At 40.6% G+C, this 24,581-nt stretch carries 18 protein-coding genes; 1 reads left to right on the top strand and 17 read right to left on the bottom strand.

The features are described from left to right. Positions 1 to 276: 276 nt before the first annotated feature. The 17 genes from KO529_RS07495 to KO529_RS07415 all read right to left on the bottom strand — a co-directional run bounded on the left by KO529_RS07495 (position 277) and on the right by KO529_RS07415 (position 23,283). Entirely contained in the window at positions 277 to 834 is a 558-nt protein-coding gene (locus KO529_RS07495; protein WP_111623794.1) for a helix-turn-helix domain-containing protein, read from the bottom strand. 263 nt (positions 835 to 1,097) lie between these two features. Next, positions 1,098 to 2,102, bottom strand: a complete 1,005-nt coding sequence (locus KO529_RS07490) for a metallophosphoesterase family protein (RefSeq protein ID WP_215947300.1) — start codon at positions 2,100 to 2,102, stop codon at positions 1,098 to 1,100. A gap of 19 nt (positions 2,103 to 2,121) precedes the next feature. Continuing rightward, positions 2,122 to 3,342 (bottom strand): NAD(P)/FAD-dependent oxidoreductase, encoded by a 1,221-nt coding sequence (locus tag KO529_RS07485; RefSeq protein ID WP_215947299.1) that lies wholly within the window; start codon positions 3,340 to 3,342, stop codon positions 2,122 to 2,124. Between the two features lie 112 nt (positions 3,343 to 3,454). Beyond that, entirely contained in the window at positions 3,455 to 4,717 is a 1,263-nt protein-coding gene (locus KO529_RS07480; RefSeq protein WP_215947298.1) for an MFS transporter, read from the bottom strand. 74 nt (positions 4,718 to 4,791) lie between these two features. Continuing rightward, positions 4,792 to 5,904, bottom strand: a complete 1,113-nt coding sequence (locus KO529_RS07475; protein WP_215947297.1) for a 2-aminoethylphosphonate aminotransferase — start codon at positions 5,902 to 5,904, stop codon at positions 4,792 to 4,794. 66 nt (positions 5,905 to 5,970) lie between these two features. Further along, positions 5,971 to 7,398 (bottom strand): aldehyde dehydrogenase family protein, encoded by a 1,428-nt coding sequence (locus KO529_RS07470; RefSeq protein ID WP_215947296.1) that lies wholly within the window; start codon positions 7,396 to 7,398, stop codon positions 5,971 to 5,973. A 19-nt stretch (positions 7,399 to 7,417) separates the two neighbouring features. Further along, the gene (gene phnA, locus KO529_RS07465; RefSeq protein WP_215947295.1) at positions 7,418 to 8,635 is read right to left on the bottom strand and encodes a phosphonoacetate hydrolase; all 1,218 of its coding nucleotides are present in this window, start codon (positions 8,633 to 8,635) and stop codon (positions 7,418 to 7,420) included. A 321-nt stretch (positions 8,636 to 8,956) separates the two neighbouring features. Further along, positions 8,957 to 10,267, bottom strand: a complete 1,311-nt coding sequence (locus KO529_RS07460) for a TRAP transporter large permease (protein WP_215947294.1) — start codon at positions 10,265 to 10,267, stop codon at positions 8,957 to 8,959. Continuing rightward, positions 10,257 to 10,745 (bottom strand): TRAP transporter small permease, encoded by a 489-nt coding sequence (locus KO529_RS07455; protein ID WP_215947293.1) that lies wholly within the window; start codon positions 10,743 to 10,745, stop codon positions 10,257 to 10,259. Before KO529_RS07455 ends, KO529_RS07460 begins: the two co-directional genes overlap by 11 nt. Beyond that, a complete protein-coding gene (locus KO529_RS07450; protein ID WP_215947292.1) occupies positions 10,745 to 11,719 on the bottom strand; it encodes a TRAP transporter substrate-binding protein in 975 nt (324 codons plus the stop codon). The genes KO529_RS07455 and KO529_RS07450 overlap by 1 nt, the downstream gene beginning before the upstream one ends. A 184-nt stretch (positions 11,720 to 11,903) precedes the next feature. Continuing rightward, positions 11,904 to 13,106 carry a mannonate dehydratase gene (gene uxuA, locus KO529_RS07445; protein ID WP_215947291.1) on the bottom strand — a complete coding sequence of 401 codons (1,203 nt, stop codon included), beginning with the start codon at positions 13,104 to 13,106 and terminating at the stop codon, positions 11,904 to 11,906. Between the two features lie 3 nt (positions 13,107 to 13,109). Continuing rightward, on the bottom strand, positions 13,110 to 13,928 hold the full coding sequence (locus KO529_RS07440) for an SDR family oxidoreductase (RefSeq protein WP_215947290.1): 819 nt from the start codon (positions 13,926 to 13,928) through the stop codon (positions 13,110 to 13,112). A gap of 155 nt (positions 13,929 to 14,083) precedes the next feature. After that, complete coding sequence (locus KO529_RS07435) at positions 14,084 to 15,460, bottom strand: putative oxidoreductase C-terminal domain-containing protein (protein WP_215947289.1); 1,377 nt, start codon at positions 15,458 to 15,460, stop codon at positions 14,084 to 14,086. Positions 15,461 to 15,562: 102 nt separating this feature from the next. Further along, positions 15,563 to 16,939: a Gfo/Idh/MocA family oxidoreductase gene (locus KO529_RS07430; RefSeq protein ID WP_215947288.1), complete on the bottom strand. Its 1,377-nt coding sequence runs from the start codon at positions 16,937 to 16,939 to the stop codon at positions 15,563 to 15,565. Between the two features lie 69 nt (positions 16,940 to 17,008). Continuing rightward, the gene (locus KO529_RS07425; RefSeq protein WP_215947287.1) at positions 17,009 to 18,235 is read right to left on the bottom strand and encodes a PmoA family protein; all 1,227 of its coding nucleotides are present in this window, start codon (positions 18,233 to 18,235) and stop codon (positions 17,009 to 17,011) included. Between the two features lie 58 nt (positions 18,236 to 18,293). Continuing rightward, entirely contained in the window at positions 18,294 to 20,138 is a 1,845-nt protein-coding gene (locus tag KO529_RS07420) for a RagB/SusD family nutrient uptake outer membrane protein (RefSeq protein WP_215947286.1), read from the bottom strand. 16 nt (positions 20,139 to 20,154) lie between these two features. After that, positions 20,155 to 23,283 (bottom strand): SusC/RagA family TonB-linked outer membrane protein, encoded by a 3,129-nt coding sequence (locus KO529_RS07415; protein ID WP_215947285.1) that lies wholly within the window; start codon positions 23,281 to 23,283, stop codon positions 20,155 to 20,157. A gap of 275 nt (positions 23,284 to 23,558) precedes the next feature. On the opposite strand from KO529_RS07415, the gene KO529_RS07410 reads away from it, so the two are divergent. Then, the gene (locus KO529_RS07410) at positions 23,559 to 24,572 is read left to right on the top strand and encodes a LacI family DNA-binding transcriptional regulator (protein WP_215947284.1); all 1,014 of its coding nucleotides are present in this window, start codon (positions 23,559 to 23,561) and stop codon (positions 24,570 to 24,572) included. The last annotated feature ends 9 nt before the right edge of the window (positions 24,573 to 24,581 follow it).

Below are 24,581 nucleotides of genomic sequence, written 5' to 3'. Positions count from 1 at the left end.
GCCCTTAGCCTATACTATTGTTGCAATTCGATTTTTAATCTGGATTGGAAAATTTTTGCTTCAAGGCCTTCAAGCGTAGAATAAATTATTGCAAAACCTGACAAAATGGTGTCTGCCCATAAGAATTGGCAAGAATGAACCATGCCAGTCCACCCTTTCAAATAATATCAATTGTAGTAAATTGACCCTGTAATGGGTTAGATGTATGAAACAGTCCTATCCTTGCATAGAAGAACCGGCAAGTAATAATAAATAGGGCTATGGATTTACCCTTCCTTAATGTAAAAAGTAAATTTTCAACATGATAGCCTCCTCATTAAATTCATTGGACACTCCATGGGGTATAGACCCATCAAAATAAAGAAGATCTCCCTTTTCAATAAGCACCTTATCTTTCTTGAGTAAGTAGTTTACCTTGCCTCCCAACACATATATCAATTCATTGGCATTGGTAGAGATAGGCTTCCGATAAGCTCCAGCAGCAACATTAACAATATACACCCTAATACTACTGTCCGAAGAAGGGCTGGACAATAAATGGGTATATTCCAGATTAACGGAATCTTCACGATCTTCCTTGGTCCCTGTTCCGTTTTTGATAACTATATAATCCCCAGTTACATTGGAGGACAGGTCCAACTCGGACAAATCTATACTCAGGGTCTGCATTATTTTTAAAAGTACTGGGAGAGATGGGGTGGTTCTTAAATTCTCAATTTTAGAAATAAGCCCGGCACTAACACCGGTTCTTTTGGCTACTTGCTGCAAGGTCAAATCTCTTTTTTGGCGGGCCAATTTTAATTGCCGCCCAATATTTATAAGAATGTCATCCATTTATCCATTATTGGTCATGTGCTGGCAAAGAACTTGCTGCAAAGACGTTATTACAGCAAAAATAGACATTTATTTTAATAGAAAAATACTAAAAACCACAGCATGATTTAAAGGGGATTTAATACTCGGAACGTCGATTGGATTTTAATCTACTTGAATATACCCTTTTTTCTACAAAATCAACCACCAATCATTTAAAGCGCACAATATCAAGACTATAATGGAAAAATGTGCCTTTTGCAATAATAGGACTTGCTCTTTTGCTATCCTTTTTGTTTAAAATCTACATTTCTATCACTTATGGATGCCGATAGTCTTGGGGCATCGGGGTGGCCTTTTTCCAATGGGGTAGGTTTCACAAATTGACTTTGACGACCTTCAATTGAAATTTGACCAGAAGGATCCAAGGTTAAAAAGGCAAAAATGGAATCCTTGTACATGGCCCTACTTCCATCAGAACCATATCCTTCCCCTACGTAAAAGTAGGAAGCACTGTTCATTTGGAAATAGTGCACATTGTTTATATAACTGTGATCGTCCACATGATGGTGGCCACAGAAACAGGCAATTACTTTTTGATAATCCGTTCTATTATTGGCATCATCAATAACTTTTCTTACCGCAAACCTACTGGGTGAGGACCAACCATCCCATATTTCGTCAAAGGCCTGATGGGAAATGATTATAGTCTGTTTATCGGTTTTTTCCAAATCCTCCTTTAACCATGCTATTTGTTCCGGGTTGACCAAACTTCTATTTTGCTGTTCAATATAAAAATTGGCATTGCCATAATCCTCATACTTCCCTTCCTTCAGAATGTAATTACCATCCATTATCACAAAATGAAAGTCGCCCTTATCAAAGGAATAATAATTACTCTCCATCCCAAAAAAATCCATGGCTTCCTTCTTGGTAACCTTGTCCATATCATGGTTCCCAAGCACATGATATTTTTCACCCTTGTAGGTGTTCCAAAGATCCATACATTCTTGGGCTTCCTCTGTTGCATAGCAAAAATCACCTCCTTGAATAATAAAATCCAATTTTCGGGAGGATGCCTCTTTTATAAAGACCTGCAAACGCTCAAGCCCGTCTGCACAAAAGCCGTGGTGTACATCGGTTATAAAACCAATATTGACTTTGTTTTTTTTAGTGATTTCATTTTTAGGAGCGAAGGCGTAAGCCCCAACATTACCCATTCCCAAGGCCAAGGTTCCCAATCCCATCTTGGCCATAAACTTACGACGTCCTTTTTCCTGCTTTTGCATGATAATCTTTCTTGTTTGTTTAACCACTTACTTTATTGGATCTGGCGGCGGCACACTTGTTCAGCCATTCTTCCCCAAAGGGGTCTATTTCACCAAACCTTGAAATTTCAAACTCTGAAAAATCCATGGGATTTGACCTACCGGAAGCCATTTCCGCAATACCCAGGCCTACACCTCCGGCCACCGAAATACCCGCCCCGCAACACCCTGAAGCTACCAAAAAACCCTTTATACCGGGAACTGCCCCCAATACCAATTGGGAATCAGGCGTATATCCCGAAAATCCCGCCACGTAATACTTAATCCCCATATCATAGAAGGCAGGAAAAAATCGCGCAAGTCGCTCCCCGTTTTCAAAAAGATCGTCCATTCCTTCATCGGCACTAAATACAAAATCCGTTATGTCCTTTGGCACATCTTTTGGGGAAGCAACCAACGATTTCCCCTCGCGTATCCCAAACAGCAGCCCCCCACCTTCAGGTCGGGCATAGGCTTGAGCATCCGGCAAAAGGACCATGGGCGAATTTGCGGGAAACAGATCGGAGCGTTCCGTTATCCAATACTGACTTCGCACCGGGGCCATAGGAAGGCCTGCCCCCACCATGCCAGCAAGCAGGGGTGCCCAAACTCCAGCCGCATCCACAACGGTCTCTGCAAGGATGTCCCCTTCTGTAGTCTTTACACCTTTCACCGTACCGGCCTCATGTATTATACCAACTACCTCTACCCCTTGACGAATTTTAGCTCCCCGGTTTCTGGCACATCTTGCAAAAAAAGTCCCCAACATATAGGGGTCACAATAGGCTTCATTAGGGACGAACCCTATTTTCAAAGCCTCTTCCACATCTAACCAAGGAGCTTTTTCCTTGGCTTCTTCCTTATTGATGTAATAGGCTTCCTGATCGTATTCCCTTGCAATATCCATTAACACTTCCAGATCTCTTACCTTGGCTTCACTTGCTGCTACATGCATCATGCCCACCACCTTAAAATCCAAAGTTTCCCCTAGTTCCTCCTCCATTTCCTTGGCTACTTTAAAGGTCTCAATGGTCAGCGGAATATAGGAGCGTTTGGACCTTACCATGGTCATAAGGGCCGCCGCCCTACTGGTAGCAGCATTATTCAACTCATTGCGCTCCAAGAGCACTACTTGTTTTTCCGGATTGTTTTTGGTGTAATAATAGGCAATGGCACAGCCGAATATACCTCCTCCAATTATCACTAGATCGGTCTTTCCCATTTAATTGTTTTTCTCTTATTGTATATTATTTGAAGCCAAATCATTTTTATTCTCCTTTGTACTTGGAATAAAACGATATTGGAAATAACAGTTGATATAACCCGTGTTTGGTTTAATCCGAACTTTGAAGATTCCACTTTATGGCGGCCAATCCCCCACCTATGAAAGACATGATAACAAAAAAGTAAAATAGACTATCCCAGCCGTAATACTCATTGATAGCCACCACAATAAAACCGGAGAACATCTGTCCCACAGACCCCATTCCATTGATGATGCCAGCAGCCATTGCAGCACCCTTTGTACCCCCAACATCCATAGAACCAGCCGTACAGATTAGGGAATCCGGTCCGTAAGTGGCTATCCCTATTAAGGCGATACTGATAATGGTCGCTATTTTCCCATAGGGAACCATATACGGATGGGCAAGACAGGCAAGCCCCAACCCTATCATCATAAGGGATACCGTACTAAACCTATTGGATTTAAAGATCTTATCCGAACTATATCCAGCTAGGATCACCCCAAAAAAGCCAATCAGCTCATATACCGATGACATATAACCTGCATCACTGACATCATAGTGCAGCGCTTTTTCCAAATAAACCGGCAACCAAAAAAGAAAGGCATATCTGGTCATCTTTAGGATCATATAACAACTGGAATATATCCAAAGGGAACTATTCCTTAATAGCAATCCCAATATCTTTAGTTTCTCCGCCTTAGCCCCGCCTTCAAAATCATATTTATTTTCGACTATTTTAGGCAACCCAACATCTTGTGGGCTGTTCCTAGTGAACAAGAGATAGAGAATGGCGATCACAAAGAGAATAAGGGAGGGAAAAATAAAACCTCGTTTCCAACCCAGTTCCGAAAGGAACTCCATATCAAAAGCTGCATAGGTGGCAAAGATGGTAGCCAAAAAGCCACCAGTAACATAACAGGTAGACCACCAGGACATCACTATACCACGCTCGGTCCTCCTGAACCAAGGGGTCATGTTCTTGATCAGACCACTCCAGCCGGTAGATTGCCCATAGCCATTAACCGCTATCAGAAAAACAATTACCCCTGCAGAAAATGTCATTCCAAGAAATAAGTTTCCTATGGCTGCTAGAAACAACCCAACCGTAACCACCTTCCTAGGCCCAAAAGTATCGGACAAGTACCCATTAACAAATTGCCCAATGGTATATATCAAACTGTAAACGAAAATAATAGAAGCATAATCAGAGTTGTCCAACCCCAAATCTGTCTCCATGGAACTCCATGTAACCGATAAGTTTTTCCTACCAAAATAAAATCCCGCATAGGCGAGCCAGGTGAGAACAAAAATTCTTTTCCTCCAATACTTCTGATCTGCGGTTAAACTCATGGTTGAAATTTACACCTAAATTAAACTTTATTAAGAATCGTAGACATTTAACAAACGATAATCTGTAATGCGGATTAAGCTTTTACAAAACCTATTTGTACAAGGTATTCCTTTAAGACCTTTAGAAAATTTTGAATATCGGTATAATCTATCTGCCCTATATTGGATATCCTGAACGTATCATAGTTATTAACCTTTCCCGGATAAATGGTAAAGCCTCTTTCAAAGAAAAAATCGTGCATTTCATCAAAATCATATTTATCGTTCTTAGGCTCAATAATGGAGGTAATTATTTTTGAATGATGTTCCCTATCTATTAAATACTCCAATCCCATCTCCCCTATTCCGCTTAATAATGTTTCCCAAGATTTGGCATACCGTGCATAGCGCTTTTCAATAGTTTCCTCTTTGGTTTCGATAATGGCCTGCTTTAGGGCATAGAAGGTTTGTACCGGAGGAGTAAATCTAGTTTGATGTGTTTTTTCAAAATAGGCATACTGTGCATATAAGTTTAAATACAGGTTCCGCATGGGAATGGATTCTGTTGCCAATAATGCCTTTTTATTACAAATGGCGAATCCTATTCCGGCCATTCCTTGTATGTTCTTGTTGGAGCTGGCCGCCAAATAATCAATATTCATGGCTTTCATGTCTACTGGAATAGCCGCAAAACCGCTCATGGAGTCTACAATAAAACTTATATCATGGTTGGCACATAATTTCCCTACCGCTGTAATATCATTCAAGAGACCCGTAGTGGTTTCATGATGTATCATGGCCAAGTGCGTTAATCCCTTTTCAGCTTTAATAACTTCTTCAAGAGCCTTTAAATTGATCGGAGCTATGGATGAAGATTCAAAAACCACCGTATCCAACTTATATATTTTGGTAATCTGGCACATACGTTTACCATAGGCACCATTATCTATTATAAGAATACGGCCGTTGTCCGGAACTACGGAACTTAATATAGCCTCTACCGTTGCCGTCCCAGAACCCCCGAACAAAACAGTGGCATAGTCGTTAGGGTCTCCCACAAATTTGGTAATCTCAGTGGCACAGTATTCCATAAGATCTCCGAACTCTTTTTCCCTAGGGCAAATATCGGTAACTGCCTGAGCCAATTTTACGGAGTCAGTAGTTGTTGCAGGACCGGGGTTCAACAACACATTTCTTTTTATTTGCATGTAATATTTTTTTTCGATTAAGATTTATACTTACTCAAATAATGATTGAAAAATTTAAATATATCCCTAGGCAATATCCCAAGGCAAGGAATAGGTCTTAACATAGGTATACCCTTTCATGGTCTCTATTACCCCTTCCTTATACCCCAAGCCGGAATCCTTAACTCCTCCAAAAGGAGTCCATTCCAATCGATAACTTGGTGCTTCGTTTACATTTACCGTGCCCGTATCCAACTCGGTAATTACCCGCTGAATGGATGGCCAGTGATTACTTACTACACCTCCGGACAAACCATATGGAGTATCATTGGCGATATCTATAGCTTCATCCAAAGTTGTGAATCGTATTATTGGAGCAACAGGACCAAAGGTCTCTTTTGCAACCACTTCATGGGCATTTTGCACATGGTCTAATACGGTAGGGGCATAAAGGGCACCATCCCTTTTATGTCCAGCCAAAAGCACTGCACCATTATCTATTGCATTTTGGACACGCGCTTCCATTTCCATGGCAGATTCTTCGTTAATAACAGTTCCCATATCGTTTTCAGCATTATAGGGATCCCCATACTTTAAGGCTTTTACTCGAGTTGCCAATTTGGCGGCATAAGTGTCCGCTATACTCTCATGGACCAAAATCCTTCTAATGGCCGTACAACGCTGGGCCGAATTTTTAAAGGTTCCGGACATGGTTACCTCAACTGCCTCATCTATATCGGCATCTTCGAGAATTAACAAGGCTGAACTTCCACCAAGTTCCAAAACCAATTTTTTATATCCTGCTTTGGAGGCTATTATTTTCCCCACTTTACTTCCTCCAGTAAATGAGACCATAGTAATTTCCGGATGTATGGTCATCATTTCAGCTGTAGCCTGTACATCGGCACCATTAATGACATTTAACATATTGGGTGGCAGACCACAGTCCAACGCCAGTTGGGCAAAATAATATGCCGACAGCGGGGTTTTTTCAGAAGGTTTTAAAACCACTGTATTGTTGGTAGCGATTGCGGGAGCTATTTTGTGAACCACTTGGTTCATAGGATGGTTGAACGGCGTAATACAGCTGATCAATCCCAAGGGAACACGAGTAGTGTAGATCCTTCTGGGTTTTCCGTTTTTGGAAACATCACAAGGAAACACCTGGGAATCATCATCCAATGCCTTCATAGCGGAAAATCGAAGCACATCGGAAACCCTACTGGCTTCATAGCGGGTATCCTTTAAACAAAGTCCCGTTTCATCGGTAATCATTTTGCTAACCTCATCAACCCGCTCTTCAAGGGCATTTGCAATTTTATTCAATATATCATAGCGCTCATAGCGCGTAAGGGTCATCTTGGTATTTTTGGTATCCGTTAAAACCTTATCCAAAGTTTTTGTATCTATGGATGACACCCTACCCACCTGTTTCTTGGTAAATGGATTATAAATATCGATCCATTCACCGCTTTTCACCTGTTTTCCATTGATTATACTTCCAAATTCGATCATAGCAGTGTTTTTAAATGGTTTAATTAGAAAATCCGTTACTCAAAAAGTGGAACAGATCAAAATTCCTACTGGTACCAGATGCCAATTTATTACTGTATTCGGCGTTCAATTTCTTATTGAATATCATTGGCACCTCTTGACAGTGTTCTCCACCATGTGAGCGCAAACCTTCCTTCACCTTGTCCAGTTCGTGCCAATCCGGAGTTCTTCCAATAGTAGTAGCAGAATCTGCCAATACTACCAAATCTCCTATTCTATCCCCTGGTAATTCAAATTCTTCCACAGCTTCCTTATTGGTCAGCACCTTTTCAATTCCGTCAAGGGACAACAAATATTCCTTGGCCGCCTTTAACTGTGATTTATCCTCCAAATACAGAGTCCCATAGCCACCTAAGGCTCCGTGATGTACTACATAGGGATCGGTGATAGGCAAAATTACCCTTGTTTTAATATTTTGGGCATCCAGAAGTTGTTCTATAAACTGAACTTTGGGACTGCCATCCGGATTGGTCTTGGCCTGCATTCCATGATCCGCGGTTACACCAATAATGGCACCCAACTTGTCCAACTCACCCAGCCAAAGGTCAATTTTCGATAAAAAATCGTTCGCATCAGCACTTCCAGGGGCATATTTATGTTGCACGAAATCCGTTGTAGTCAGATACATAACATCAAAATGTTCCCTCTTCAACAACTTGGCTCCGGCCTCAATACAATAAACAGAAATATAAGGGTCATAGATTCCTGGTCTTTCCTTGCCCATTAATCCTTCCTCTACATTTTCAATACCGTTTTCTTCCAAAGTAGCCTGATTGGCAAATTCCGCAGAAAAGCAAATGCCGTCCAGATTATGGGCCAACATCTTCCGCAACTTATCCTTGGCGGTCACTACTGCAACCTTTCTTCCATTTTTGCTCAGTTCAGACAGGATTGTAGGTACTTTTAAATACTTTGGGTCGTTCATCATAACCTCCTGTTGCAGCTCTGTATCCCAATAAAAATTTCCGCAAATTCCGTTTACTTTTGGGGTAACTCCAGTAACAATAGCCATGTTATTTGGGTTGGTAAAAGATGGGATAACACTTTTCACCATTCCCATAGAACCTTCCTTTATAAAACGTTGCAAATTCGGCATCACTTCTTTGGCGCCTTCATAATATGGATAAGAGGTTCCATCCATACATATTCCAATAATGGTCTGCTTTTGCTTTGGGTAACTTCTGTCGTTAATGTTCATGTTTAAGAATAACTTTGCGTTGAATAAATATTTTGCACTAAAGTACAAATTTTTTACTAATAGGATAATTTTACTCACAAAAAATAAATGATATTTAGTCAAGAATAGGAGGAGTATAATTGTCCAACAAAAATCAATCTAATACGAACCAAAACAGCCAATTTGAAGTTATTTTATCGTTAGCTAAACACTAAATTCCTTATATTAAATTGACCTTGTTTTGCCTTAAAACTAGAGCAACTTTAGACCAACAAGGCCCAAAAAAAAATCCCTATCTCATTTAAGAAATAGGGACTTGTAAATTTTATAAGTGTATGATTATTAATCGATCAACCCAAAAGCTCTAGGCAGCCATAAGGAAAGTTCCGGCACATAGGTAAGGATCAACAATACGGTAGTCATAGCCGCCAATAACGGCAACAATGGCTTTATGACCTTTGTGACCGGCACTTTGGCAACACCACTACCCACAAACAGCAGCGTACCTACTGGAGGGGTACATACCCCTATACACAAATTGAGAACGATTACCATTCCAAATTGTACCGGGTGCATCCCCAATGCCATAACTACAGGCAAAAATATAGGTGTAAAGATAAGTACCGCTGGGGTCATATCCATAAACGTGCCTACCACAAGCAAGGTGATATTTATAAAAAGAAGTACCAATAATGGATTTTTTACAGATTCCAAAAGGAAGCCCGTTAATGACTGCGGAATAGACTCGAACGAGAACAACCAGGACATAGCCATAGACGTTGAAATCAGGAACATTACAATGGCCGTTGTTTTGGCACTGCGGAGTAGTATTGGCCTAAAATCGGCAAACTTAAGCTCCTTGTTCACAAAACCGAGTAAAACTGCATAAACTACAGCAATGGCAGCTGCTTCCGTGGCGGTAAAAATTCCTGCCACAATTCCACCAACTACAATAACCAACAAGGTTAAACTTAAAATGGCATTCTTGAAATCGTGAAACAGCTTTTTAAAACTTACCCTTTCTTCCTTTGGCAAACCTTTTTTTCTGGCGTAAAAATATACCATCAGCATTATGGCAAGTCCAACCAAAATCCCTGGAATATAACCCGCAATAAACAATGCCGCTACCGAAGCCGTACCTCCACTGGCCAAGGCAAAAATTATTAATACGTTACTAGGCGGAATTAAAAGACCGGTAGTTGATGAACTAATATTTACGGCAGCACTAAATTCCCTGGGATAACCGTCTTTCGCCATCTTTTCCGTAAGTGTACTCCCAATGGCCGATGCCGCTGCAATAGCCGAACCTGAAATGGCACCGAACAACATAGCGGAAATTATATTTACATATGCCAACCCCCCGGGCAAACTTCCTATAAGCGATTTTGCAAAATCGATCAAACGATTGGCAATACCCCCACGGTTCATAATTTCCCCCGCCAGGATAAAGAAAGGAATGGCCAATAGTGCAAAATTATCGATACCCGTTGTCATTCTCTGACTAACCGTGGTAGTAGCGGGCATATAGGCTATATTGATCAATAAGGTAATCGTTGTAGATATCCCAATGGCATATGCCACAGGCACCCCATAGGCCAACAAGCCCATAAAACTAATAAACAATACTAGGATACTTATGGTTTCAATACTCATTGTTGTTGGCGTTAAAGGTTATTTTAATGTGATATATGGAAAAGAAAATGATCATAAGACCACAAATAGGTACAATAGCGTAAACATAGCCAAGTGGCACCAGTAAAGCAGGGGATAACTGCCCCAACTTTAAGGTGGTGTACACCAAATTACCTCCGCCGATAACCATAATAACCAAGGCAAAAACAGCCATCACTACCTGTATTATCCTATGTCTCCTTTTTTGTTTGTCCGCCGGAAGCTTAGACAATAAAAAATCCATGGAAAGATGTCCTTCCTTTTGTCCATTGATATAAGCGGCACCCAAGACCGTTAACCAGATCAATGAAAATCTGGCAAACTCCTCCGTAAAGGAGCTGGATTGACCCACTACATATCTGGAAACTACCTGCCAAACCACGTCCAGTACCAATAAACTAAATATTAGTACCAACAATCCTTCAATGGCCTTATTCAATATTCTGTACGTCGTATGCATTATTGATTGTTAATTTGGTCGATTATTTTCTTCATTTTTGGATCCTTCTTCAATTCCTCCAAAATAGGCTTGGTCTTTTCTACGAAGGGACTTTTATCAGGATTATAAATCTGCACATTGGCCTTTTCCAAGATCTCCATTCCTTCCTCTACCGTTTCCTGCCAATATATTTTTTGTTTTTTTACGCTGTCGTCCGCCGCATCCTGTAACCAACCCTTTTCTATATCGCTCAAGGTATCCCAAAACTTGGTACCTACCACAACAACATCTGGCACCATACTGTGTTGGTCCAGGGTATAAAATTTACATACTTCGTAGTGATTGGAGGTCACAAATGAAGGAACATTGTTCTCCGCACCATCTACCACCCGTTGTTGCAAGGCGGTATATAGTTCACCGTAGGCCATGGGAGTGGCGGAGCCACCTAGGTCGTTTACCATATTAACGGCCATTTGGTCGTTCATTACCCTAATCTTTTTACCCTTTAAATCCTCTGGTGTCTTTATAAAACCGTCCAAGGTATAGAAGCTTCTACTACCAGCATCGTAAAAACATAGGCCACGTAGCAAATATTCACTGCCCCCTTCCAGGAGTTCCTTTCCTATAGGTCCTTCCAATACCCCAAACATATGTTCACTGTCCCTAAACAAATAAGGAACTCCCAATACCCTATATTCCGGTGAAAAACTGGACATGGAGGCCGCACTTACCTTGGTCATGGCCACACTGCCTATCTGCAACAACTCCAAGACCTCCCTTTCTGTACCCAACTGGCCATCGGGAAATATCTTGATCTGCAACTTACCTCCCGATTTTTCATGAAGAGCCTCTTGCATGGCCAATATGCCTTTATGGACCGGATGGGTTATTGGTAGGGAGTGGGCAAAGAATAAGGTTTTATGATCTGTAATATCTGAACAAGAATATAAGCCCAAACATGCCAAAACACCAATCGCAATAACTACTTTTCTCATTAGGGGTTTATAAACTTGCATATACATTTTTTAATTTGGACGTTAACGTTAACGCAATTGTCTTTTATATTTTATTTCCAAAGCCTAAAAATACTCTTTTTTTAAACTTTAGCAACAATTCCTTACAATTCTAGCCAAATAATTGCGTCTTCCTTAATTATCTCCTCTTCATTTTAAATTTTCACTATGTAGCTTCTATAAGCATTTCCCTGATGCCTTTTTCCAACCCATAAAGCTCTGCCATTCCGATGGCTCTCCCAATAAGGGAATATCCAGAGTAGAACTCATCTTTTCTTTCTTTATCATCCAACAAAACATGTCCGTGATCTGGCCTGATAGGAATGGCCACTTCTCCAAATCCGCTTTCATGTCTCCTTAGTTGCTCCTTAACAATCTCCAGCATTATCTTGGGCATAGGCAGGGACCCATCCAAATGGGCAGCCTCATAAAAACTACCGTCTTCTTCCCTAGACACATTTCTTAGATGTAAAAAATGAATTTGAGGTCCAAAATCCCTAATAATCTTAAGAAGGTCATTGGAAGCTACTGCTCCCAAAGAACCTGAACAAAAGGTTAATCCGTTACTTGGGGAAGGAAAACAATCCAGGATATATTTTAAATCCTCATAGGTAGAAGCAATACGGGGAATACCAAAAACAGGAAATGGTGGGTCATCTGGATGCAGGGCCATTTTTACACCCAACTTTTCGGCCTCGGGAATAACCGCTTTTAAAAAATATGCCAGATTTTCCCTAAGGACCGATTTTTCAATCTTACTGACTTCTTCAAGGGTGGACCTAAAATCGGAAAGGGGAATGGCCACCTTGGAACCAGGCATCCCTGCCAAGACAGCATTTTTTAGTAGCTCACGTCCCTTTTGGCCCAACGCATTATAATACTTTTCGGCCTTATTGACCATTTCATCTCCATAGACCTCAGCTGCCCTATCCCTTTGCAAGATGTACAAATCAAATGCAGCAATAGCCACAGGGTCGTACAATAAACTTATAGCCCCGGTTGGAAGTACAAAATTTAAATGGGTACGGGTCCAATCTATCAATTGCATAAAGTTATAGCAGACCACCTTAATATTGTTCTCTGCCAAATTCTTAAGGGTCTCAATATAATTATGAATGTAGATGTCCCTTTCGGGCAAACCGTATTTAATAGCCCTATGGATATTAACACTTTCCACTACGGACCATTCCAAGCCATTGGACTCTATTTCCTTTTGGACACCCCTTATAACTTCAGTAGACCAAACCTCTCCAATGGGCACTTGGTGGCATGCCGTGACTACGCCCTCCACACCTAGCTCCTTTATATCCTTTAGGGACACTCCAAAACTGGGCCCGAACCACCTAAGTGTCCTTTTTAAATATTGCATGGACTATACTCCGGAAAATGAACTGAATCCGCCGTCGATATCATAAATGGTACCAGTTACAAATGAAGATGCATCACTTAGCAGATAATGTACCATTCCATTGAGTTCGGAGGCATCCCCAAAACGTCCCATAGGTGTATTGGTAATAATTTTTTCTCCCCTGTCCGTAAAGGATCCATCTTCATTGGTCAACAGTCTTCTATTCTGATTTCCGATGAAAAATCCTGGTGCAATGGCGTTAACCCTTATCTTGTCACTAAACTTGGACGCCAGTTCATTGGCCATCCATTTGGTGAAAATATCCACTCCTGCCTTAGCCATGGAATAGCCCAACACTCGTGAAATAGTCTGTTTGGCCGCCATGGAAGATATATTTACTATGGATCCAAAACCTTGTTTGGCCATAATTTCACTTAACACTATAGTTGGAATTACAGTACCGAACAAATTTATATCCACTACTTTTTGGGTATCTCCCAGCTCAATATCGTAAATCGTCTGATCTGGTTTTAAAGTAGCCCCAGGAATGTTTCCTCCTGCCAAATTTACCAGTCCGTCCAACTTCTTAAACTTGGTGATTATAGAATTCTTCAATTCGGTTAATTGCTTTTCGTCCATCACATCCAAAACGAACAAATGCGCACTGTTGGAAGCAATTGCATTCAATTCCTTACACTTTTCCTCCAGCTTATCCAAAGACCTGCCCAAAAGCAATACCTTGGCTCCATTTTCTACAAGATACTTGGCAATTGACCCTCCTAAAGTTCCAGTTGCTCCGGATAGGGCATAAATTTTATTTTCAATCGAAAAAAGTTCACTCATCAATTCTATTTTTTATAATTCTATTTTAACAAAACCCAAATATAACACAAGGGCACAATAATAAACATAATATCCAATATTTACCCTTGGCCAATTGCGCAAAGATTTGCCTAGTTCAGCCAATACCTTTACGTCTTAATGAAAATTTCAGGGTCTTATTTTTTAGCCATTTTATAACCTTCAATGGTTGTGTAATACTTGGTAATCATATTGGGCACCTCCCAAGTGGGCAATTTACCCTCTTCCAAATACCGTAAATAATTTTGGGTTACTTGGGCAAAATGTGCCTCATGACCAATTTTAAATTCATCGGGAATATTGATTTTCCACATATCCTCTGACACTTTTTCTGCTTTAGTTCCCGCAAATTTCGAGTTTATATGCAGTTCTATTGCCTCGGCTATGATATTATCAAAATTTTCCCCACCCTTGGATTTAATATATAAGGTAGGCTTATAATTTTCTTCCGCCCCCTGTTTAATGATAAGGTCACTTTTAGTTCCCCTCATAATACTATAATGGGTATCCCCTGTTCCTTCGGGCGCTTCATAATTCCATATCACAGAAACCTTGGCATACTTCCCCTTAATTTTATACAACATTTCCCCATTGCAGTACACCTCAAGTTTATCGCCATCCAAATCCTTTTTAAGGTAATCCGGGTAAGTTTCCAAACCGGTAACCCTTTTAAACTCTTCCAACGTCAAGATTGTTGGCCAACGCTTTGCATGAACCATTTCTATGTCCGCGCGGTTAATAATCTCGTCCGGGAAAAGCTCCCATTGCACTAAATCCACCAAATGGGTAGTTACATCTACAATTCCTTCACCCTCTTCATTCACATCAAAGAACCATGCCGGTCTCACCAATGGCTGTCCTGAAACGTACTTGAAAAAATGATGCACACTTTCCTTAATAATGGCCGGTTCCTCAGGGCTTCCTTCCAGCACTTGGCCAAATACATCGGGCAACATGGAAAACTGCCTTTGCATTCCAGTAGTAACCTCAAAACGCTCGGTCATAATATCGTAGATCATGACCCCCTTTTCCTCTGCTATTTTGAAGGCCTCCTCCAGTTTCTGGAAACCTTCCGGATTTATCACCAACGGCTTATCCGCATAAACGTTCAACCCAGCTTTTACTGCGGCCAAAATATAATCTATCTTTTTGGAGTTCTTACCGGCAACTACCATGACATTGCCAGGTTTTTGGGCAATCATTTTTTCCAAATAATCATCCCCGAAATAACTATTCACCTTCCAATGGGTAGGGTTTTCCGACCTTGAATTGTAGGCTTCAATTTTGTTCAAAAAATCGTTTACCTCCGGCCCTTCGGGAGCAAAAACATAAATGGTGGAATCTACTGCATTATACATTGTTTTTTGAACCAAGGCGGCATGAAAATGCCCTGGATCCAAAGTCATTAAACTTACCTTGTCAGGAGCACTATCAGCAGTTGCTTTCACTTCTTCTTTTTTTTGACCACAGCTAAGAAACAATACCAAAAGAAAGGTCGATACACTATATTTCATTTATTGATTTTTTTTATGAATAATGACAAACCCCTCCTTGGCTCAAGTTATTTTGACCAAAGGAGGGATTATTTTTACATCATTCAATATACAACATGTTTACTAAATTTTCACAAAGTCGGTCCCGTAAGGTTTTCTCTGTTCCCTGTGCAACATGGCGTTGGCTTCGTCATCATTAATAAACATCTCTTTCTCGTTGTCCCACTCCAATTTTCTATCGAATTGCATGGCAATATCACTGATCAGACAAGTTACACAGGCCTTATGTCCTTTTTCAATGGGTGAAATAGGTGCCTTACGCGTTTTAATGCAATCCAACCAGTTCCCGTGCTGATCATCGATCTTCTCCAAATTGATCTCATTCTCACCAATTACCGATTCCAATATTTTAGGATCGGAGGCATTAAGGGCTTTACTGCTCTTTTCCTGATCTACCGGATCCGAAGCAGAAGCCGTATAAGCACCTCGGGATACAAAGATCCAACCATCGGTACCTTCATAACGTATTCCATTGGTATAACCGCCACTGGTATAGACCGTAATTCCGTTGTCATATTCGTGTTTCACAAAGAAATCGCCATGTACATTCCACAGACCCGATTTCGGGAATTCTGCCAAAGCCTCCACTGATTTTGGCCCCGTTAGCTCGGTATCCATTCCCCATGCCGCTGAATCATAATGGTGTTGTCCCCAACCTGTGATCATTCCTGCACCGTAACTTCTTAGGCGAAGCCAACCTGGCCTACTATAACCCTGTTGCGGGTGTACACCAATTTCGGTATAAGGCACTTCTGGGGTTGACCCCAACCACATATCAAAATTTAAATTTTTAGGTACCGGCATTGCAGGTGCTTCCGGTCCGGCAGGATCTCCTGGAAGTCCGATCTTAACCGTATGTATTTTACCAATACGACCATTTCTGACCAGCTCGGCAGCCACCCGAAATTGGGGCATGGCTCTTTGCTGTGTTCCAACTTGAAGTATAACGCCCGTTTTTTGAACGGCCTCACGCAACTGTTGACCTTCCCTCACGGTTAGCGATGTAGGTTTTTGCAGGTATATATCCTTTCCAGCCAATGCCGCTTCCATTGCCGGCTGGGAATGCCAGTGGTCAGGGGTACTGATAACCACGGCATCTATGTCCTTATTGAGTAACATTTCACGATAGTCATCGTAGATTTTGGTATTCATGTATTTATCCTTCCCCGTTTTCTCCTTGTAGAACTTATCCACCAAAACCTTGGCATCGGCTGCCCTATTGGAATCCAGATCACATACGGCAACATAACGGGATTGGTCGAACCTGATGGTATCGTGAATATCATGGTCGCGGGCAATACGTCCACAACCAATTTGCCCAATATTAATCTTATTGCTCGGTGCGTTCTTGCCAAATACACTTGCAGGAACTATAGTTGGAAATCCAACTACGGCTGCAGTGGTCAATAGGGAGTTATTAATGAATTTTCTTCTTTGCATCTTTTTTGATTTTAATTTAATTCACAAATTATTTGGTTGAAAACATGGGTATTTCCCCTGTCCCCATATTTAATTATTAACAATTCTGGGCATCTCCGCAAAACTCTTCCAATAGGATTCCGCTTCCTCAGCCGTAAGTTCGCCATCAAAAACCACCATCCTATATTTTAGACTGTAGTCTTCATTGGGCTCAATTTTCCATTCCTGGTGACGTATCGGGCAAAATTCGAAAAACATATCTCCCCTGCCCCCATTTCCATCAATGGGCCATATACGCATTGGCTCTGGGTGGGACCTATTTTCCGGGTAACTTAAAAACAAAACACCATTGGTTCCCTTACCATCTGCAGACTCCCCGGTTACCATACACCAGCGGGCGTTGGTACCATCAGCGGTGAGACGATCGTTGCCTTCCGAAGTAAGCACGGAACAATTATCCTTATGCCAGCGTTCCGTAAAACGCATTCCTAAACCTCCTCCATAGCGATAGGCTTCAAAAAGAATACCGTTCTTTAAGGGGGAAGAAAAATTAGATGTGTAATCTACCATATACCTATCCGGGCGATCCAAGTCCCACACCTTAACGTCCAAATCTTCGTTCAAGGCTATTCGGTTATCCTCGGAAGCTTTCAAGTTAATATGTTCTTGACGGGCGTTGAAGCCCCCATATACGTCCCCAGAATAAGTGTCATTAAAATCCTTAAATAGGACCGTCCCTTGGCGTTCCACCAAATTCCAAAAGTCGACGCGTTCCCCCTCGATCTGGGTATGTGTCCACGGCCCCCATATGCCATAATGATGGTAATGGTCCGGAGGTTGAATTCGGCTAAGGGTATCTCCCGAGGGAGAAAGCAAAGGATGGAGGTATCCGGATTTCCGAAAGATGGAATCCACACCCTCTGGAGGATAGGTCATTCCATATCTATAGGTTAGCAACGGAACGGAACCTTTCAACAATTGAAGGTTTCCATTGCTTTTATCCGCTTTCACTCCTTCCGAGCCCTGGGTTTTAACCTCTTCCTTTACTATTTCATAAGAACTGCTATTGTTGGGCGAATGAACAAACCATAGTTTATTTTGACCCTTATCAAATTGAAAAGGTATCTGTTTGCCATTATTCTTCAAAGCCAAATTACTTTGGTCGCCCACATCTCCCAACCCTAAAGTATCAACTTTTAAAGAAATTGGAGAGGCTTGAGTAATTCCATCCTTCTCGGCTATTTCAAACTTATACACTTCTTTGTTATTACATGAAAGTAACAACATTAAAATATAACCAAGAAATACATACTTCATTTAAATAGGTTTAAAGGATGGAATTTACAAAAAACTAATTAACTCAATTCTTCTAATATTATTCAGGGATAGTGGTCAGGGGTGGAATATTATTTTCCGCTCCGGGATATCCTTCGTTTTGATTTATTATCCCTTGTGTATTGGCATTAATTGCCGAAGCAGGGATTGGCCACAACACATGATAAGGACTCATGGTATATTCATCACCGTGAATAGTTTTCACACCCTTATTGTAAAAGTCGGTAACCTCCATTATTCGGTCATACCAAAAATTATCGGTAGAGAAATTATCCAAACTATAGGTCTTACCATTATATGCTGCTTTACCCGTCTTAGCAAAAATATAGGCAATGCGTGTGAGTTCAGTTTTCCTTCCTTCCTCATAATACAATTCACGTGCACGCTCATCCAAGATATAAGCTATATCCACATCGGTAGCAGTAATTTCATCTGCCTCCGCCCTTCTTCTCACAACATTGATATCATCTGCCGCAGCACCTAAATTTCCTTTCCAGAAGTAAGCCTCGGCCCTTAACAAATATGTTTCCGCAACCCTATATACATACCAATCGCCGTGACCTCCTGCTGGTTTTACATTTAAAGGATCTGGAACAAAAAATTTATAATGTGGAAAGCCATACCAATTCCTTATAGTATCTGAACAAAGTGGAGTTCCATTGGGCAAATAAAGCTCCAAATTCTTTCCATAATAAGAGTTTCCAGAACTTTGTAGACTAGGTGCATTGTACACTAAATCTTCCATATCGTACCAATTACCCAACTTATGCCGTTGGTCATTATTTGCATCTTTCCAAATCTCTTTGGTACTATAATGTGTACCCCTATTTCTACCAATACCCCTACCTATTGCCGTAACTTGATCAATATCTATCCCTGGGGCATCGGACATACCATTCTGGCCATCCGGAGTGTTAATAAAGCGCCACCAAAGTGGAACTGCTTGTCTTTGAATACTGGTGCCACCTGCATAGTCACCGTTGTCCTCATAACCCAACCTATCTATAACAACCAATATTCCCTCAGTGTTACCCGGAATACTTTTGTTTTCCACTCGATGTAAATCCCAAGTTACATCCTTTGCTGCATTACCTGCATCAATGCCAAACCTATCCGTGGTAAGTGCATGTGTACCCCCATTGATTATTTGGGTAGAGGAAGTAATAGCGGCATCGAAATCACCAAGAGCAAGGTTAACTTTTGTCAGTAGATGCAAAACTGCATCTTTATTAATATCACCGTTGTTGGCAACTGCGTTCACCATAGGAACCGCTAGATTGAGGTCCTCCTGCATTTTTTTTAGGATGGTCTCTCTAGCTGTGGTAACAAAATCCAAGCGTGCCGAGGTAATCTCTTCCAATATTAAGGGAACATCCCCAAACTGCTGTGTCAACCTATAATACCTATAAGCTCTATGAAACAAAGCACGACCCAAAATATCATTTTTTTGCGCATCACTTTCAAACTCTGCGTCATCCAATCTTCCAATAACGGTATTGGCATATTTAATTCCTTTATAGAATTCCTCCCAAAACCATCCTATTCGGTTAAAGTTGGCACTATTCAAGTTCGCATCTGGCAAAATCAATAGATTTAAATCCTGGGCAGGACCTGATTTATCCGTTGTTCCTTCCACTGAAACCTCAGAAAAGATATTCTCTGTAATCATTGGTGCACCATCTCCATAAAACTCTGCTCTTAAGTTTCTCATAGCCTGTGACAAAAGGCTATTTAATCCTTCCGGCGTATTTAGGGCATTACTTGGAGTGAAGAACGATTGTGGATCTGCATCCAAGAATTCTTCCTCACAGCCCGTAAAGGCAAAGGCCACAATTAGGGTAAAGCTTAAAAAGGCTTTTCTATAGTTGTATATAATATTTCTCATCGTTATATTTTTTTTATTAAAGACTTAAATCAATTCCAAAGGTGAAAAACCTAGGTGTAGGCAAACTTGGATCAGTACTTCCATTGGAATTTCTTCCGTCTATGTTGGTTGGCTCTGGATCGTAAAAGTCCCAATGAGGTGCATAAACCGCAACATTTCTAGCGTTGGCATATAATCTAAGACTCTGCAAAGACAATTTTTCAAGAAGGGGTTTTGGAAATCTATAAGCAATGGTAATATTACTTAAACGTATAAATGAAGCATCTCTCCAAATGGCAAAATTAGAACTACCATCACTTGAAAACAATCTTGCATAATCGTTAATTGGATTATCCGGTGTCCAAAACGGGGTTTGAATGGAGTTGGTCCTATCTATAAATCCGTTTCTGTTTTTTGCTTCATTAAACACTCTTTTCTGACCCCAATTGGAATAAACCTCAAAGGAAAAATCAAAATTCTTTAGCATCGTGAATCTATTGGACATCGCCCAACTGAAACGCGGTGATCTATGTCCCTGGAAAACATTATCATCCACGGTAAAATCCCCACTGTTATCAACATCATTTATTTTCCAATCACCTGGAAAAACGCCATACTCAGCAGCTTGGGCAGCTTCATTGGTCTGCCAGATACCTATGGCTTCCTGACCCCAAATAACATCAGTGGCCTGTCCTATAAAACGCTGATTTGTAATGTCATCCAATTCATTTCCATTTTCATCAAGATCTCCATATAATTTCCTGATTTTGTTCCTGTTCAAAGAGAAATTAAAACTGGTATTCCATTGGAAATTCTCCCTGTTATAATTTTGGGTGGCCAAGGTAAATTCGAGACCTTTATTTTCTATTTCTCCCAAATTGGTAGTTACATTGTTAAAACCAATAATATTGGGCAACTCCCTGGTAACTATAAGATCATTGGTAATATTTTGGTAAGCCTCAATAGAACCTTCCACCACTCCGTTGGCCAAACTAAAATCCAACCCTAAATTGGTAGCCTTGGTACGCTCCCATCTAAGCTCTGTATTTTCCTGGGTTCCATTGTCGAATGTAGGCACGGTAATAACATTGCCTCCGGCATCCACATTTAAATATTTGTTTGCACCAAGCCTAGATAATGCAGTAAACCTTCCAATATCCCTATTCCCGTTTTCCCCATAAGACAATCTAAGTTTTAGGAAATTAACAAATTCCGAATTAAAAAAAGATTCATTGGAAATGGTCCAAGCACCTGCTATGGAAGGAAAATATGCTCGCTTATTGTTGGTTCCAAAGGCCGAGTAACCATCCCTACGCATGGTCATCGTTAAAAGGTAGCGGGAATCGTAATTATAGTTCAATCTCGTCATTACTGCATCGCCCGTACTTGTTTCATCCTCACTATCCACTGTTTGCACGGTACCCAATTCCAAGGCACTATAGCCCAAGGCATCACTAGGCTCAAATGTATTGGCTCTGGCACGGGTGAAATAACTTTGATATTTTTCCCCATACACCAAAAACATTAAATTAAAGGAGTGCTTATCTATAGTCTTGTCCCAACGTAAAATGTTATCCAACTGCCATTCGTTAATCTTGGTCACCTGTCTTTCAGCAGAACCTACTACGTTTTGTGGGCTAGCTGCAGATGCATGATTGTAATATTCCCGAAATTCCAAACGATTGGTATACCCTACTTCATAGGAGAAACCCAATGGCAATTTTAATTTGGCATACACCCTAGAATTAAAGGTATGGTCCAAGTCTATACGATCATTAAACTTTTGAGCCAAAAATGCGTTAACTGCACCCGCCCCGTTATCGTCCTGAGGACTTAAGCGTATATTGCCTTCATCATCGAATTCCGAACCCCAAGGAGAAGATCTTTCTATTTGACCACGGTCTGCGGCAATAAAACCTTCATTACGTTTTGCAAATTGGGTATTCATTCCAACAGTCAGCCAATCGGTGATCTTAGCATCCAAATTTAATCGCGATCGCAATGCCTCAAACTTTTCTCCGTTAATTATACCTTCATTGGAGGTTCTACCAATGGACCAATAATAATTTAACCCACCGTTTCTTCCGGAGATACTGGTATTGATATCATTTCGAAAACCTTTCTGCATTATCCTATCGTACCAATTGATACTATTTCCGGCCAAATAATTTTCTATTTCTACATCCTGAAAACCAATTCTGTTCAACCAGGCCCTAGTGGGGTCTCCAGCAGATCCATCATAGGCCAACCATTGATCCAAGGTTACACCAGATGGCAAGTTGTTGGGATCATCATATCTTCCCGGATTATCTATAGTATTCTGTGGATTGATACTTTTGAATACTTCAGTTCTCCAGTTCACATACCCTTGTGCATCATATGGTCGCTCCTTATAGGCATCAGAGGCCATTCCCACACTAGTATTGATATTAATGGTAGGCTTATCACTGGCACCTCTTTTTGTGGTCACCAAAATAACACCACTTGCCCCCCTTGCTCCATAAACGGCGGCAGAACTGGCATCTTTCATCACATCAAGCTTATCGATATCCGAAGGAGCAATATCGGATAGGTCACCATTATAGATCATTCCATCTACCACTATCAAAGGACTTGAACCCGCACTAAGACTATTGTTACCACGGATTCGGATTTGACTAGTACCTTTAGGGGAGGCAGAAAGCCCTATACTAAGACCAGCCACATTCCCTCTCAACACGTCTGTCACTGAGTTGGTAGATTGGTCGGAAAGTGCGGCTGCATCAACTTGTGAAATAGCCCCTGTTAGATCCTTTTTCTTAACTGCACCATAACCAACTAGAACTACCTCATCCAAGGTAGACGCAGTAGATTGCATAGTAACATTAATTTGATCGTTACCATTAATCGGTATTTGCTGCTCTTCAAAACCAATATAACTAATAGTTAAGGTGGCATTTTGGCTGGCTACCTCAAAACTAAAATTTCCATCAAAATCAGAAACCACCCCATTGGTTGTTCCTTTTTCAATAATGGATGCTCCAGGCAGAGGAACACCGAACTCATCTACTACAGTTCCCGAAACGGTAAAACCATCTTGTCCATAAGCGGACATTGATAATAATGTACAGAGAAACGTTAGAAGTAATAACGTCCTGCACCTAACTTTTTTAATTAAATTTTTCATACATAAATGTTTAAAGTTGGTTAGTTATTGAATATTAGTCATGGCTGCAAACCCAAATCATGATTACATTCCTGACAAATCTAAATAATTGCAACTTATTACGCAACCGATTGCGTTAATATTTTAATGTTTTTAAATCAAAAAAATACTTTTTGTGCAATTAATACCAATATATATACGCAAATATGTATTTATTATGGTTAATTCATGATTTGAATTAAATAATTATATATTATTCGTATTATTGTTGCAGAGTTTGTGCAACAATTAATAATATGGACAAGAGAATAACCATTTACGATCTGGCAAAAACGCTGGGTGTTTCGGCCGGAACCGTAAGCAGGAGTCTAAACGACCATCCATCCATAAGCCAAAAAACCAAGGATCGTGTAATTTCAAAAGCCAATGAACTGGGCTACAAAACCAATAAATTTGCAGTAAACCTCAGCAAACAGAAGTCCAATACCATTGGAGTCATTGTCCCCAAGCTCAATTCTATTTTCATGTCCACCGTTCTTGCGGGGATTGAAAAAATAGCCAATGAGGCCGGCTATAATTTGATTATAAGTCAGTCTTTGGAATCTATGGAAAAAGAAAAGTTAAATGCAAAAACGCTCTACGATAGTGGAGTTGATGCCCTTTTGGTATCCTTGGCCTACGACACTACCGACTTTGATCATTTTGCAAATTACATTAGAAACAAAATACCACTTATCTTTATTGATAGGGTGCACAATTTGCCCAATTGTTCCACCATAATAATAGATAACAAATTGGCCGGATTTGAGGCTACAGAGCATTTGATAACACAGGGCTGCAAAAATCTTCTGTATATTAGCGGCAATCTAAAACGTAACGTTTATTCCGAGCGACTGAAAGGATTTAAAGAAGCTATGGCCAAACACAATTTAAAATTTGACAAGGCCAATTTACTGGAATCCGATCTTGGCCCAAGTAGTGTTAAAGATGTGATTGCGCATATCAAAAATAATAACATACCCATTGATGGACTGTTCGTAGCCAACGACACTTTTGCCGCCCATTGTATTAAAGAATTAAAAAAAGAGAATTATAAAATTCCCGGTGATATTAAAATAATTGGATTTAATAATGACCCTATCTCGGAATTGGTCACCCCTACCCTTAGTACTATAAATTACCCAGGTTACGAATTAGGGGTTTTGGCCGGACAAAGCGTTATAAGCCATTTAAACGGGGGCATAGATTTGCATCCTGCAAATTCCATTACCCTAAGGCATAAATTGATCATAAGAGAATCTACACTTTAATAAATATCT

Origin of the sequence: Arenibacter algicola (assembly GCF_018860365.1) — a bacterium.
Lineage (GTDB): Bacteria > Bacteroidota > Bacteroidia > Flavobacteriales > Flavobacteriaceae > Arenibacter > Arenibacter algicola_B.
The sequence above is the reverse complement of the archived record's forward strand: the minus strand, read 5'-3'. Positions and strand labels throughout refer to the sequence as shown.

Excerpts from the sequence above, each read along its gene's own strand:
- KO529_RS07455 (WP_215947293.1), bottom strand. The coding sequence starts at position 10,745 with ATGCATACGACGTACAGAATATTGAATAAGGCCATTGAAGGATTGTTG.
- KO529_RS07495 (WP_111623794.1), bottom strand. The coding sequence starts at position 834 with ATGGATGACATTCTTATAAATATTGGGCGGCAATTAAAATTGGCCCGC.
- KO529_RS07475 (WP_215947297.1), bottom strand. The coding sequence starts at position 5,904 with ATGCAAATAAAAAGAAATGTGTTGTTGAACCCCGGTCCTGCAACAACT.
- KO529_RS07470 (WP_215947296.1), bottom strand. The coding sequence starts at position 7,398 with ATGATCGAATTTGGAAGTATAATCAATGGAAAACAGGTGAAAAGCGGT.
- KO529_RS07480 (WP_215947298.1), bottom strand. The coding sequence starts at position 4,717 with ATGAGTTTAACCGCAGATCAGAAGTATTGGAGGAAAAGAATTTTTGTT.
- KO529_RS07485 (WP_215947299.1), bottom strand. The coding sequence starts at position 3,342 with ATGGGAAAGACCGATCTAGTGATAATTGGAGGAGGTATATTCGGCTGT.
- uxuA (WP_215947291.1), bottom strand. The coding sequence starts at position 13,106 with ATGCAATATTTAAAAAGGACACTTAGGTGGTTCGGGCCCAGTTTTGGA.
- KO529_RS07430 (WP_215947288.1), bottom strand. The coding sequence starts at position 16,939 with ATGCAAAGAAGAAAATTCATTAATAACTCCCTATTGACCACTGCAGCC.
- KO529_RS07425 (WP_215947287.1), bottom strand. The coding sequence starts at position 18,235 with ATGAAGTATGTATTTCTTGGTTATATTTTAATGTTGTTACTTTCATGT.
- KO529_RS07435 (WP_215947289.1), bottom strand. The coding sequence starts at position 15,460 with ATGAAATATAGTGTATCGACCTTTCTTTTGGTATTGTTTCTTAGCTGT.
- phnA (WP_215947295.1), bottom strand. The coding sequence starts at position 8,635 with ATGAACATTAACGACAGAAGTTACCCAAAGCAAAAGCAGACCATTATT.
- KO529_RS07450 (WP_215947292.1), bottom strand. The coding sequence starts at position 11,719 with ATGAGAAAAGTAGTTATTGCGATTGGTGTTTTGGCATGTTTGGGCTTA.
- KO529_RS07410 (WP_215947284.1), top strand. The coding sequence starts at position 23,559 with ATGGACAAGAGAATAACCATTTACGATCTGGCAAAAACGCTGGGTGTT.
- KO529_RS07440 (WP_215947290.1), bottom strand. The coding sequence starts at position 13,928 with ATGAGTGAACTTTTTTCGATTGAAAATAAAATTTATGCCCTATCCGGA.
- KO529_RS07415 (WP_215947285.1), bottom strand. The coding sequence starts at position 23,283 with ATGAAAAATTTAATTAAAAAAGTTAGGTGCAGGACGTTATTACTTCTA.
- KO529_RS07460 (WP_215947294.1), bottom strand. The coding sequence starts at position 10,267 with ATGAGTATTGAAACCATAAGTATCCTAGTATTGTTTATTAGTTTTATG.
- KO529_RS07420 (WP_215947286.1), bottom strand. The coding sequence starts at position 20,138 with ATGAGAAATATTATATACAACTATAGAAAAGCCTTTTTAAGCTTTACC.
- KO529_RS07490 (WP_215947300.1), bottom strand. The coding sequence starts at position 2,102 with ATGCAAAAGCAGGAAAAAGGACGTCGTAAGTTTATGGCCAAGATGGGA.